Origin of the sequence: Candidatus Poriferisocius sp. (assembly GCF_965219815.1) — a bacterium.
In the GTDB taxonomy this organism is placed as follows: domain Bacteria; phylum Actinomycetota; class Acidimicrobiia; order Acidimicrobiales; family Bin134; genus Poriferisocius.
Genome location: NZ_OZ244791.1, coordinates 278,885 through 291,653, shown reverse-complemented (window position 1 = coordinate 291,653; position 12,769 = coordinate 278,885). Strand labels below are relative to the sequence as shown.

Here is a 12,769-nt window from a genome sequence, read left to right as displayed (position 1 = left end):
GCCTGCATCGAGGTCAAGCTGGGGACCGACCCCCTTGCCGAGGCCGCCTAGCTGCTCTGCCTGGTTGGCTATGCGGCCTTGAGTCTGGCTTCTAGGAGCTGCCTGCGGACTTCGGCTTCGACGATCTCGCCGATTTGTTCCCGTAGCACTTCTCTGACCTGCCAATTGGTCAGCGCGGTCTTCAGCCAGTCTTCGAGTTTGTGCTTGGCTACCCCTTCGGTGGTAGCGGTCCCAAGCCAGTCATTCAGTGTGTACTTGGCTCGCCCCTCGCTAGTAGCGGTCTTCAGCCAGTCTTCGAGTGTGTATCTGGCTCGCCCCTCGCTGGCCGAGGTCTCGAACCAGTCCTCGAGAGCTCTCTCGACGGGCCAGTTTTGAAGCGACTCTGCGATGAATTCCTTGAGCTCCCGCTCCCTTTGCTCCTTGCTCGATATCCAATGGAAGTAGAGCATCACGAGGATGGCTGCAAGCCCCCAAGCGCAGAACACGATAGTCAGAATCAATGTGTCGTCCATAGTTCCTCCTCAGGTTGGTTTGGCTGCGCAATGTTGCGCACAAGGAGATGTGTGAGTCAAAAGGGCTTGGATTTTGGCTCCTGCCGGGCCAGCTCAGGCGGTGCTGGCCTCGACAACAACCCCCCCGCCGAGGCCGCCTAGCTCGAGTGGCTTGGTCGGGTGAGGTGGCCCACCTGGAGCACCGGTATAGCCCATACGGCGGGTTAGGAATCCCATTCAACCGCAAACCAGCCTTCTATAGCCCATGCGGTGCGCTAAAGTGGCGGAGTGGGTCGGTACACTACTGCGGAAGCATTCCTGGCATCGCCCACGGGCTATGGGCGCAGAACCTACCGCGCCTATGTCCCACACCCGCTGGCCGGATGGGAGCCCGTCCTCACCGCCGATGATCTGGCGACGGTAGGCGCAGCCGACGTGGCGCTGGCCGCTGCTGCGTCGCTGCCGACCACTGGTGTCGGCCACACGATCGCAGAGTGGATGATGGCCCGCGACGAGAGCATCCAGTCGAGCATCATGGAGGGCGTCGAATCCACCGGGGCGGGCCTCGCGTGGGCGCGGTACATGGACCAGGTCGACAGGCCCGTATCCGACGAGAACGACGCGCTCACGCTCGGTGCCGCCAAACAGACAGCAGCAGCGATCGAGCTCGGGTCGAAGATGCGCTCCGGTGCCGCCTGCTCAGCAGACGACATCCTCGAACTTCACAGCCTTCTCTTCGACGGGACCCGGGACGCAGACATCGGAGGCGTGCTGCGGGACGCGCCGATATGGATCGGCCCGCCCGGTTGCCTTGTCGAGGACGCCTCTTTCGTGGCACCCCCCGAGGGCTACGTGCCGTCCCTCTTGGACGACCTTGTGGACTACGTGAATCGCAGCGGCCATCCACCCGTGCTGAAGGCAGCCGTGGCCCACTCCCAGTTCGAGACCATCCATCCGTTCTCCGACGGCAACGGCCGAACAGGCAGGGCACTCATCCACACCGTGCTAAACGCGACCGGCGCGGCACTCGGCACCCTTCCTATCAGCACGGCGCTCAGCGACGACCGGTCTGGCTACTATCAGGCGCTCAACGCCACCAGGGCGGTCTGCGCCGCTGACGACGATGCTTCGCGTAGCAGCGCTTTGCGGCCGTGGCTGAGCCTGTTTGCCCGCTCTTGCCAACACGCCTGCGACCAAGCCGCCTCGACAGCACGCGACGCTGAGGCCCTGATAGAGCGATGGCAGACGGCCGGGAGATTCCGAAGCGACAGTACAGCAGCCGCGCTGGTTGAGGTGTTGCCCACGATGCCTGTGCTCGACGCCGCAACAGTGGCGAGACGCCTCGGTGTCACCGAACAGGCAGCGCGCAACGCGCTTCGCTCCCTTGAGTCCGCCGGCATCGTGGCCCGAGCTGGCGGGCGGAGGAACCTCCGGTTCACCGTCCCCGAGATAGTGGAGAGCATTCGGCGAACAAGACCCGACGGCGGAAGACTGCCGCTACCGCCTACCTGTGGATTCGTTGGACCTCGCTCCCAAGAGCGCTGCCATCTCCCGAGCGGCCACAGAGGACAACACCGATACACCGCCCGCTGAACTCGACAACGACCCCCCCCCCCCCGCCGAGGCCGCCTAGATAGCTGAATAGCGACTATTGCACTCCTGCCGTGAGCCAAGGCCTTAGGCGGAGCGGGCCATGTTGGCGAAGCGGGTGTGGTGTTTGATGAAGGCTAGGCGGGTCTTGCCGGTGGGGCCGGTGCGGTGCTTGGCCACCATCACCTCGGCGGTGCCGGCGTCTTGGGTCTCGGGGTTGTAGATCTCGTCTCGGTACAGGAACATCACGATGTCGGCGTCTTGCTCGATGGAGCCCGACTCCCGCAGGTCGGCCAGGATGGGCCGCTTGTCTTGGCGCTGTTCCAGGTTGCGGGAGAGCTGGGAGAGCGCCACCACCGGGCATTGCAGCTCCCGGGCCAGGATCTTGAGGCCCCGGCTGATCTCCGACACCTCCACCTGGCGGTTCTCCGCGGTGTTGCGCCCGGTCATCAACTGGAGGTAGTCCACGATCACCATGCCCAGTTCGCCCACCTGGCTGCGGAGCCGGCGCGACTTGCCCCTGATCTCCATAATGGTTACCGCCGGGTTGTCGTCCACCCAGATGGGGGCCTCCGACAGCCGGCCGATGGCGGTGGAGAGGTCGGCCCAGTCTTGGTCGGTGAGCTTGCCGGTGCGCACTCGGGTGGCGTCCACCCGGGCCTCTGCGCACAGGATCCGCTGGCTGATCTCGAGCTGGCTCATCTCCAGCGAGAAGACGAGCACCGGCTTGTCGGCCCGCATGGCCGCATGGGCCGCCATGCCCAGTGCGAAGCTGGTCTTGCCCACCGACGGGCGGGCCCCGATCACTACCAGGGTGTTGGGCTGCAAACCGCTGGTGATCTCGTCGAGGTCGTTGTAGCCGGTGGGGGTGCCGGTGACGATCTCGCCCTTCTCGTACAGCATCTCGATGCGTTCCAAGTTGGCGGGCAGCAGCTCGGAGATGCGGGCCGTGGAATCGCCCATGCGGTCGGCGGCCAGCCGGTACACCATGGCCTCGGCCGAGTCCACCGTCTTGACCACATCGTCGGCGCCCTCGTAGCCCAGCTCGGAGATCTCCCCGCCCACCTCGATCAGCTTCCGCAGGGTGGCCGCCTCGTGCACGATGTTGGCGTATTTGGCCGCGTTGGCCGACGCCGGAGTGCCGGTTTGCAGTTTGACCAGCGCGGCGTTGCCCCCCACCTTGTCGGCTAGGCCCCGGGCGTTCAGCTCGGCGGCCACCGTCACCGCGTCGGCCGGCTCGCCCTGGGCGTAGAGGTTGCACACCGCCTCGTACACATGGGCGTGCGCCGGGCGGTAGAAGTGCTCGGGGCGGATCAGGTTCACCGCATCGGCGATGGCGTCGCGGCTCAACAGCATCGCACCCAGCAGCGCTTCCTCGGCGTCGAGGTCGTGGGGCGGCACCCGTCCCAGGCGCCCCGGGGGCGCTGAGGACCGGCCGTCGTCGGGATACTGGAAGGGATCGCTCACAACTGCACCTATTATCCAGACACCGGTGACAGTTGCTCAGCCCGACCGCATTCCACGGTTGCTTACTGTGGCAAATGCGCAGTGTGTAACGCTAGGGGAAGCGCTGTTGAAATAGGTGGATAACCTGGGGATTTGTCAAAAGCGGCCTGCCCGGGGCTATTCGGCGGCAATCACCTCGACGGTGATGGGGAACTCCACCTCGGGATGGGGCTTGGCGACAACCGAATGGCTGCCCAGCTCCTTGATGCCCTCGGAGTCGATGGCCTTGCGCTCCAGCATGATGTTGGCCTGCTCGGCCACCGCCCGCACGATGTCGGCAGTGGTAACCGAGCCGAACAGCTTGCCCTCGGCGCCGGCCCGGGCCGCAATGTGGATGGGGGTGGACACCAGCCGGGAGGCCATTTCCTGGGCCTCGGCCAGCTCTTTGGCGTCTTTCAGCTCGCGGGCCTGGCGCATGCGCTCGGCCTGGCCCTCGGCCCCCGGCGACGACTTGAAGGCCTTGCCGGCCGGGATCAAGAAGTTGCGGGCGTAGCCGTCGGCCACTTCCACCACATCGCCCTTCTTGCCCAAGGCGTCGACGTTGTCGCGAAGCACCACCTTCATGACACCGGCTCCTCCTCGGCTTCTTCAGCCTCAGGAGCGGCCTCATCTGGGGTTGGCTCTGCTGGGGCCTCGGTGGCCTCGGGAGCGGCTTCCTCGGCTGGCTCGAGAACAGCCTCAGCGGTGGTCTCGGGGGCCATTCCCCCCTCGGGCGGAGCCTCCATGGTCATGGCGTCGGGGCCCATGTCCATGGGCTCCAGCTCGTCGCCGTCCATCTCGCCGGCTGGCCGCAAACCGGGCGGCGGTGCGGTGGGCTGGGGCGCCGGGCCGTCGATGCGGCTGTCGTCTCGCGTCCGACCCGCGCTGCGCTGGGTGGTGATGCGGTTGTTGTAGGGAAGCAGCGCCATCTCGCGGGCGTTCTTGATGGCTCGGGCGATCTCCCTTTGCTGCTGCTGGTTGTTGCCGGTTACCTGGCGGGCCCGGATCTTGGCCCGGTCGGACATGAACCGCCTCAGCAGGTTGATGTCTTTCCAGTCCACATAGCCGATGCCCTCCTGGGTGAGGACGCTGACCTTCTTCTTGCGCCGCCGGCTGATGTCCTTGGCCTTCGGCTTCTTCGGTCCCTTGGCCATCAGAACGGCTCCTCGTCAGCAACATAATCCTGCGCCTGGTTGCGGGGCGGGCGTCCGCCGCCCCCGCCCTGGTAGCCGCCCCCGCCGCCACCCTGGTTACGTCCGCCGCCGCCACCGCCGTCGCGGCGCTCGTTGCGGATCACCTCGACGGTGGCCCACCGCAGGCTGGGCGACACCTCATCGGCGATGATCTCCACCTTGGAGCGGCGATCTCCGTCCTGGGTCTCCCACGACCGCTGCTCCATCCGCCCGCTCACGATCACCCGAGTGCCCTTCGTGAGGCTCTCGCTCACGTTCTCGGCCAGGGTGTTCCAGCAGGTGACGTCGAAGAACGACACCTGCTCTTCGGTCTCGTTGGTCTGGCGGTTCTGCCAGCGCCGATTCCAGGCCAGCCCGAAGGTGGCCACCGCGCTGCCGCCGGGGGTGAATCGCAGCTCCGGGTCTCTGGTGATGTTTCCGGTGACGGTTACCGTGTTGTCAAAAGCCATCTCTGTGTCTCCTTGGGTTACCCGGCCGCAGCCAGGGGGGTGCCGTCGCCCAGAAGGCCGCGTCGGGCGGCCTCTTCGTCGGGCAGACGGATCAGCTTGTGGCGGACCACGTCGTCCGCGAGTCGTAGGAGACGTTCCAATGTGCCCATCTCGCGCGTCTCGGTCACGAATTCGAGGACGAGGTAATAGCCCTCGGATTGATGGTTGATCTCGTAGGCGAAGCGGCGCTTGCCCCACCGATCCTCGGTCTTCACCTCGCCGCCCTGGGCCTCGATGTTCTGGGTCACCTGCTCGATGCAGCCGGCCACGTCGGATTCCTCGACGCCCGCGTTCAGGATGACCATCAATTCGTATGCCCGCATTGCGAGCTCACCTCCCTATGGACCCGGTGTGTACCGGAGCCCCGACATTCGGGGCAGGGGCTTTTATTGCACGAGAACTCTACCGGCTATGCCTGGTATCCGTACAGGCCGAGGGCCATTTATCCCTGGTATCCGTACAGGCCGAGGGCCATTTCCTCTTCGGGGTTCATCTCGTAGCACTCGTCGGGGTGCGGGAACGCCCCGGAGCGCACGTCGGCGGCAAACCGGGTCAGGGCGTCCACGCCGTCGTCGTGCAGGGTGGCGTAGCGGCGCACGAACCGGGGGAGCATCCTGGTTTCCAATCCCAGCACGTCGTGGAACACCAGCACCTGGCCGTCGCAGTGGCCGCCGGCGCCGATGCCGATGGTGGGCACGTCGACCGCGTCGGTGATCATCTGGCCCACCGCGGCGGGCATTCCCTCGAGCACGATGGCGAAGCATCCGGCGTGGGCCAGCGCCTTGGCGTCGGCCACCAGTTCCAGCGCCGCCTCGCTGCTGCGCCCCTGCACCCGGTAGCCCCCCTGGGCCAGCATCGACTGGGGGGTGAGCCCCAGATGGCCGATCACCGGCACCTGGGCGCTCACGATGGCCTCGATCATCGGCACCCGCTCGGCGCCGCCCTCCAGCTTCACGGCTTGGGCCCCGGCCCGCACCAGGGTGGCCGCGTTGGTCACCGTGTCGGCCGCGGTCACGTGGTAGCTCATCCACGGCATGTCGGCCACCACCATCGCCTTGGGGCGGGTGCGGGCCACCGCCGCGGTGTGGTGGGCCATCTCGTCCACGGTCACGCTCATGGTGTCGTCGTGGCCCAGCACCACCATGGCCACCGAGTCGCCCACCAGAATGAGATCGGCCCCGGCCTCGTCGGCCATGCGAGCGCTGGGGGCGTCGTAGGCGGTGAGCATGACGAGCGGGTCGGCGCCCAGGCTTGTCTTCCGTTTGGAGATAGCCGGCGCAGTGAGCCTTGAGCCCATGATTGTTCCCCTTTCCCGTCCAGCGCACTTGGCTGCCGGCGGTCGCTTTCTACTGTAGTCCACCGGCTTGGCACCGGTGCCAACCCCTCGCCTGTATTCGGCCTGCAATCGACCGCTAGCGTCGAAGCCATGGACGATTTGTTGGACCGCACTGATGCGGTGGGGCTGGCCGATGCCATTCGGGCCGGCGAGGTGTCGGAGGCCGAGGTGCTGGAGGCCACCATGGCCCGCATCGACGAGCGCAACCCCGCCATGAACGCCATCACCACGGTGGTTGAGCCCGAGCCGGCCGCCGACGGGCGGCTGCGGGGGGTGCCGTTCGCCATCAAAGACCTGCATTTCGCCATGCGGGGCACCGTTACCACCCACGGGTCGCGCTACTTCGCCGACGCCCCGGTAGACGACCACGACGCCGAGGTGGTGCGCCGCTACCGGGAGGCGGGGCTGGTGCTGGTGGGCCGCACCAACTCGCCCGAGCTCGGCCTGTCCACCACCACCGAGCCCGCCCTGTTCGGCCCCTGTGCCAACCCGCTCGATGCCTCTCGCAGCGCGGGCGGCTCCAGCGGCGGAGCGTCGTCGTCGGTGGCCTCGGGGATGCTCACTGCGGCCCACGCCTCCGACGGGGGCGGCTCCATCCGGATTCCGTCGTCGGCCTGCGGTTTGTTCGGGCTCAAGCCCAGCCGGGGCCGGGTGAGCTTCGGCCCCGACGCCGGGGAGGGGTGGAGCGGCTACTCCACCACCCACGCCATCACCCGCACCGTGCGAGACAGCGCGGTGATGCTCGACGCCATCTCGGGGCTGGCCACCGGCGACCCCTATGTGGCACCGACGCCCGACACCACCTTCGAGGCTGCCATTGCGGTGCCGCCGCCCCCGCTGCGGATCGCGGTGTGGGACGGCTCGGCCGACGGGATCGAGATCGACGAGGTGGCCCGGGGGGCCATCGACGCCGCGGTGGCGCTGTGCGAGGAGCTCGGCCACCACATCGAGGAGGCCGATCTGCCCATACGCCGGGGAATGGGCTCGCCGCAGGGGATCATTACCACCTCCAACATCGCTGCGCTGATGGCCCGGCGCGAGGCCGTGTGCGGGCGGCCCCCCGGCGAGGGCGACCTGGAGCCGCTGGCCGCCTCCATGGTGGCTCGGGGCGCCGACATATCCGGCCCCGACTATGCCCAGGCCGTGCTCGACAGCCACCTGATGGGCCGCAAGATGGGCCAGTACCACGCCTCGGGGATCGATCTGGTGCTCACCCCCACCCTGGCCCGGGTGCCGCCCCCACTGGGCGAGCTGATGGCCGACGCCCACGACGTGGCTGCGTGGGGCGCCCGCCAGGGGGCCTACAGCCCGTTTTGCGCCATGGCCAACGCCACCGGCCAGCCGGCCATGTCGGTGCCCCTGCACTGGGACCACCGGGGCCTCACGGTGGGCAGCCACTTCATCGCCCCCTACGGCGCCGAGGCCCTGCTGCTGCGGCTGGCTGCCCAGTTGGAGCAGGCCCGCCCGTTCTGGCCCCAGCCCCGCTAGCGCCTCTGCTCAGCGGGGTTGCAGCACGTAGCTGCGCAGGAGGTGGTTCCAGCGGCAGTCGGGGCACACCTCCACCTCGTAGCAGGTGAACCGGCCCTTGCGCCGGGCCAGCTTGGCGATCTCCGCCGCGTAGCTGATGCAGCGGCCGTGGGCCGGCAGCCGGGGGCCGAACACGTACGACACCAGGGCCAGCTCGTCTCCGTGGCACACCGGGCACGGCTCGCCGGCGGGGGTGCCCACCTCCCGACCGGCCCGCACCAGCTCCGGGTGGGCGTCGCACACGTCGTCGGCCATACGGGTGCCGCACAAGATCCGCTGGAGCACATGGGCTCGCACCAGCCGGTAGTCCACCGTGGAGGCGGGCTCGGGCTGAACCCCTACTGCTGCGGCCATTGAGTCGGCCATGGCGACAGAGTAGCCACATCTGTCAAGCCGGTGGTCGTTCAAAGGGCCGACACCACTTGGCGGCTTTCCGCTAAAATCCGGCGGCTTTGCTCTTCGGTGGGCGAGCTGTTCTCAGGGCTCGGCCGAGCAGTTGGCCGGGCCATCTGTCATCTGCGCCCACTACTGTGAGGCCATGGCGTTCACACCCACCGCTGAGAAGCTGATACCCGATCTGTCCACCGCCGAGGAGCTGGTGCTACTGGCCCGGTGCCTGTGGCACGAGGGCTACAACGACCACCTGGCCGGCCACATCACCGTGAGCATGGGCGACGGCACCCTGATGTGCAACCCGTGGCTCATCACCTGGGACGAGCTGCGCCCCAGCCAGGTGATCCGCATCGATCTCGACGGCAACGTTGTGGAGGGCGACTGGCCGGTTCCCCCCGGCATCCCCCTGCACCTGGAGCTGCACAAGCTCCGCCCCGGGGTGGCCTGGGCCATGCACAACCACCCCCTGTACGGAACGGTGTGGGCCGACATGGCCGAGGTGCCCCCCGCCATGGACCAGTCGTCTTCGCTGGGCGGGGGCGAGCTGGTGCTGGTGGACGAGTACGACGGCGCGGTCAACGACCCCGCCTCGGCCCGCAGCGCCTGCGTGAAGATGGGCGATGCCGAGCTGGCCCTGTTGGCCGGCCACGGCGTGTTCGTGCTGGGCAACTCGGCCCGGGCCGTACACCAGCGGGCGGTGGCTCTTGAGCAGCGCTGCCAGCGGGGGTGGCACATCCGGGCCGCCGGGGGCGAGCTCAACCCGGTGCTGCCCGAGAGCTACGTGGAGATGATGAAGCGCAGCCCCGGCGACAACTTCATCGGGTTCTGGGAGGCCATGGTGCGAGCCGAGCTGCGCCGCGATCCCGAATTGCTGTCCGGCTGAGGCCCAGCCAGGTTCAGCAGCCAAGTACCGCAGCCAAGACCATGAGCGGCGCCCTCGACGGCATCAGGGTTATCGACCTGTCCACCCGGATGGCTGAGGCCACCGGCAAGACTCTGGCCGACCTGGGGGCGGAGGTGGTCAAGGTGGAGCCCCCCGGCGGGTGCGACGCCCGCACCACGCCGCCGTTCGCCGCCGACGGCCGCTCGCTGTTCTGGGAGGCGTGGGGCCTGGGCAAGCACAGCGTGGTGTGCGACATAGACACCCCTGGGGGCCAGGCCGAGCTGCGGGCTCTGGCGGCCGGCGCCGATGTTCTGGTGGAGTCGTTCGCCCCCGGTCACCTGGCCGAGCGGGGCCTCGGTCCCGACGATCTGGCCGCAGTCAACCCCGGGTTGGTGTACGTATCGGTGACCTCGTTTGGCATCGGCACCCCCGACGCCGCCGTGCCCATGACCGACCTCACCCTGTCGGCCGCCGGCGGGCTGTTGGGCATGCAGGGCGACCACGACCGGGTGCCCACCCCGGTGGGCTATCCCGAGACGTCGTTCCTCGGGGCGATGCAGGCCGCCGCCGACGCCGTGATGGCGCTGTGCGAGCGCGACCGCAGTGGCCTGGGCCAGCACCTCGACAGCTCCATCCAGGCCGCGGTGATGTGGTCGCTGATGTCCATCACCAGCTACGCCGCTTTGGGCCAGGACTTCCCCGGCCGGGGCGACGACCGGGCCCAGGTGACCCATCCCGAGATCGTTCCCGGCGTGCGCATGCCGTTCATCGAGCCCTGCGCCGACGGATTCGTGGGCATGACCCTGGTGCTGGGCGAGCAGGGCAACCGGGGCATGAAGTCGCTCATGGCCTGGGTGATTGCCGAGGGCGCCCTCGACCGCGATCTGTGCGAGGTGGACTGGGAGCGCTACTTGGAGCTGTTGGGCAACGAGACCCTGGCGCCGGCCGACGCCGATCGGGCCTTGGGCCAGATGCTGCGCTTCATCAAGACCAAGACGCAGGCCGAGATCCAAGAGCATGCCGTGGCCGGCAAGATGCTGGTGGCCCCCTGCTACACCTCCGCCTATTTGGCCGCCGACCCCCAGCTGGCCGCCCGCGACTTCTGGGTGGAGGTCAACGGCGCCACCCATGCCGGGCCGTTCGCCCGCCTGTCGGCCACCCCCATCGCCTTCCGCCATCCCGCCCCCGCCCTGGGCCAGCACCAAGAGCTTCTGGGGGGCCTCGACCCCGTCGCGGAGCCAAAAGCCCCCAGCCGGGTGTGGGCGGAGCCCCGGGGGGCGCTGTTCGAGGGTCTGAAGGTGGCCGACCTGTCGTGGATCGCGGCGGGGCCGCTCATCTCCAAAGACCTGGCCAACCTGGGGGCCACCGTGGTGCGGGTGGAGACCGAGGCCCGCCTCGACACCCTGCGCTGGATCCCCCCGCACCTGCCCCATGCCTCGCCCATGAGCGCCGGGCATCCCATGGCCAACATGAACCAGTCGAAGCTGGGCCTGGGGCTCAATTTCACCGTTCCCGAGGCCACCGCGGTGATCGATCGGATGATCGAGTGGGCCGACGTGGTGGTGGAGAACTACACCCCTGGCACCGCCGATCGCCTGGGCTTTGGCTACGAGCATGTGGCGGCCCTCAACCCCGCAGCGGTGATGCTCTCGAGCTGCATGCGGGGCCAAACCGGCCCGGAGGCCCACCACACCGGCTTCGGCCTCCACGGGGCCTGCCTGGGGGGCTTCGTCGCCGTCACCGGCTGGCCCGACCGGCCGCCCAACGCTCCCTGGGGGGCCTACACCGACTTCATCTCCCCCCGGTATGCCCTCTCTGCTCTGGGCGCCGCGCTTCACCATCGCAACCGCACCGGCCAGGGCCAGTACATCGACCTGTCGCAGATCGAGGCCTCCATCCACTTCTTGGCCCCCCTGGTGTTGGAGTACCGCGACAGCGGCCGGGTGCGCACCCAGGCCGGGCTGAGCTCCGAGCGGGCCGCCCCCCACGGCGTGTACCGCACCGCGGGCATCGAGCGGTTCTGCGCCGTGGCGGTGGAGACCGACGAGCAGTGGGAGGCGCTGGGCTCGGTGGTGTCCGACCTGCGCCGGGTGGGCGACCGGTGGGCCGAGACGGCGGCCGCCGACGAGATCCTCGCGCAGTGGTTCGCCCCCCGCGACGGCTTCGAGGCCGCCCAGGAGCTGCGGGCTGCGGGCGTGCCCGCCTATGTGGCCCTGCGGGCCAGCGACTTCTACGCCGACCCCAACCTGGTGGCCCGGGAGTTCTTCATCGAGCTCGACCACGGCGCCATCGGCACCATGACCTTCGACGGCCCCGTGACCCTGTTCTCCGCCACCCCCGCCCGCCCGTGGCGGGCCGGCCCCATGGTGGGCGAGCACACCCAGCAGGTGATGTCGGAGATCCTCGGCTTCTCCAACGAAGAGATCACCGCCCTGGCCGCCACCGGCGCGCTCACCTAGCAGACATCCACCAGACCACCTCGAGGAGGTGCCCATGACCACAAGCGAGCCTGATCGGACCCCGGCCGACCGGTCGGTGTATGAGCGTTTGGCGCTGCATCTGCCCAACGACATCGGCATTGGCAGCGCGCTCATAACCATGGTGGAGCCTCACGAGGGCCAGGAGTACGACTACAACCGGTGGTACGAAGACGACCACTTCTTCTCCGGGGCCATGCACGGCCCCTGGGTGTACGCCGGACGGCGCTGGGTGGCCCCTAGGGCGCTGCGGGATTTGCGCCCCGCCGTAGACGAGCCCGCGTTCGAGCCTCCCGACGCCGGCTGCTACATCTCGCTGTACTGGAGCACGCCGGGCCACGAGGACGACACCGAGCGGTGGAGCTTTCTGGCCATGGCCGAGGCCCTCATGCCCCACGGCCGGGGCTTCCCCCAGCGCGACCACGTGTACACCGCCTTCCACCACTACCGCTTCGGCGTGGTGCGCCCCGGCAGCGGCCCCATGAAGCCCCATCTGGCGCTCAACCACCCCTTCGCCGGCCTCGTGGTGGAGGTGGTGGACGCCGCCGACGTGTCGGATCAGGAGGCCCTCGAAGAGTGGCTGGCCAACGACCACCTGCCCTCGGTGCTGCTGGGCTCGCCCGCGGTGATGTGCTTGGCCTTCGCTCCCCGGGAGTTCGCCCAGGGCCGCATCGAGCAGCCCGGCACCCCGCCGGTGGCCCCCACCGCCAAAGTGGGCCAGCGCCTGTGCCTGCTGTGGTTCTTGGAGCAAGACCCCGCCGACGTGTTCCCCGCCGCCTTCGCCGCCCACCACAACGCCCTAGCCGCCCACCCCAAAGCCTCCCTCGCCCTATCAGCCCCCTTCATCCCCACCATCCCCGGCACCAACACCTACGTCGACCAACTCCGCTGAATTCAGGGGCCATA

At 68.5% G+C, this 12,769-nt stretch carries 12 protein-coding genes and 1 pseudogene; 5 read left to right on the top strand and 8 right to left on the bottom strand.

Translation table 11 applies throughout. From position 1 onward, the window contains the following. Positions 1-68 precede the first annotated feature (68 nt). Positions 69-512, bottom strand: coding sequence for a hypothetical protein (locus tag ACOQPI_RS01385; protein WP_420617935.1), 444 nt, complete (start codon positions 510-512; stop codon positions 69-71). A gap of 267 nt (positions 513-779) precedes the next feature. Here ACOQPI_RS01385 and ACOQPI_RS01380 point away from each other — a divergent pair, with 267 nt between their 5' ends. Then, complete coding sequence (locus ACOQPI_RS01380) at positions 780-2,084, top strand: Fic family protein (RefSeq protein WP_420617934.1); 1,305 nt, start codon at positions 780-782, stop codon at positions 2,082-2,084. A gap of 84 nt (positions 2,085-2,168) precedes the next feature. On the opposite strand, the gene dnaB is transcribed toward ACOQPI_RS01380, so the two are convergent. From dnaB to panB, 6 genes and pseudogenes are all read right to left on the bottom strand, one after another. After that, positions 2,169-3,548 carry a replicative DNA helicase gene (gene dnaB, locus ACOQPI_RS01375; protein ID WP_420617933.1) on the bottom strand — a complete coding sequence of 460 codons (1,380 nt, stop codon included), beginning with the start codon at positions 3,546-3,548 and terminating at the stop codon, positions 2,169-2,171. A 156-nt stretch (positions 3,549-3,704) separates the two neighbouring features. Beyond that, complete coding sequence (gene rplI, locus ACOQPI_RS01370) at positions 3,705-4,151, bottom strand: 50S ribosomal protein L9 (protein ID WP_420617932.1); 447 nt, start codon at positions 4,149-4,151, stop codon at positions 3,705-3,707. A gap of 326 nt (positions 4,152-4,477) precedes the next feature. After that, positions 4,478-4,720: pseudogene (rpsR, locus tag ACOQPI_RS01365) on the bottom strand (30S ribosomal protein S18); the annotation flags it as partial. Continuing rightward, positions 4,720-5,208, bottom strand: a complete 489-nt coding sequence (ssb, locus tag ACOQPI_RS01360; protein ID WP_420617931.1) for a single-stranded DNA-binding protein — start codon at positions 5,206-5,208, stop codon at positions 4,720-4,722. The gene ssb and the pseudogene rpsR, both read right to left, overlap by 1 nt. A gap of 17 nt (positions 5,209-5,225) precedes the next feature. After that, positions 5,226-5,570: a 30S ribosomal protein S6 gene (gene rpsF, locus ACOQPI_RS01355; protein WP_420617930.1), complete on the bottom strand. Its 345-nt coding sequence runs from the start codon at positions 5,568-5,570 to the stop codon at positions 5,226-5,228. A gap of 119 nt (positions 5,571-5,689) precedes the next feature. Beyond that, a complete protein-coding gene (panB, locus tag ACOQPI_RS01350; RefSeq protein ID WP_420617929.1) occupies positions 5,690-6,544 on the bottom strand; it encodes a 3-methyl-2-oxobutanoate hydroxymethyltransferase in 855 nt (284 codons plus the stop codon). Positions 6,545-6,673: 129 nt separating this feature from the next. Here panB and ACOQPI_RS01345 point away from each other — a divergent pair, with 129 nt between their 5' ends. Further along, on the top strand, positions 6,674-8,071 hold the full coding sequence (locus ACOQPI_RS01345) for an amidase (RefSeq protein WP_420617928.1): 1,398 nt from the start codon (positions 6,674-6,676) through the stop codon (positions 8,069-8,071). 9 nt (positions 8,072-8,080) lie between these two features. On the opposite strand, the gene ACOQPI_RS01340 is transcribed toward ACOQPI_RS01345, so the two are convergent. Beyond that, the gene (locus ACOQPI_RS01340) at positions 8,081-8,476 is read right to left on the bottom strand and encodes a DUF5318 family protein (RefSeq protein ID WP_420617927.1); all 396 of its coding nucleotides are present in this window, start codon (positions 8,474-8,476) and stop codon (positions 8,081-8,083) included. 172 nt (positions 8,477-8,648) lie between these two features. Here ACOQPI_RS01340 and ACOQPI_RS01335 point away from each other — a divergent pair, with 172 nt between their 5' ends. The 3 genes from ACOQPI_RS01335 to ACOQPI_RS01325 are packed head-to-tail and all read left to right on the top strand — an operon-like array spanning position 8,649 to position 12,755. After that, the gene (locus tag ACOQPI_RS01335; protein WP_420617926.1) at positions 8,649-9,386 is read left to right on the top strand and encodes a class II aldolase/adducin family protein; all 738 of its coding nucleotides are present in this window, start codon (positions 8,649-8,651) and stop codon (positions 9,384-9,386) included. A gap of 41 nt (positions 9,387-9,427) precedes the next feature. Further along, positions 9,428-11,845 (top strand): CaiB/BaiF CoA transferase family protein, encoded by a 2,418-nt coding sequence (locus ACOQPI_RS01330; RefSeq protein ID WP_420617925.1) that lies wholly within the window; start codon positions 9,428-9,430, stop codon positions 11,843-11,845. 34 nt (positions 11,846-11,879) lie between these two features. Further along, positions 11,880-12,755 carry a hypothetical protein gene (locus tag ACOQPI_RS01325; protein WP_420617924.1) on the top strand — a complete coding sequence of 292 codons (876 nt, stop codon included), beginning with the start codon at positions 11,880-11,882 and terminating at the stop codon, positions 12,753-12,755. Positions 12,756-12,769 lie beyond the last annotated feature (14 nt).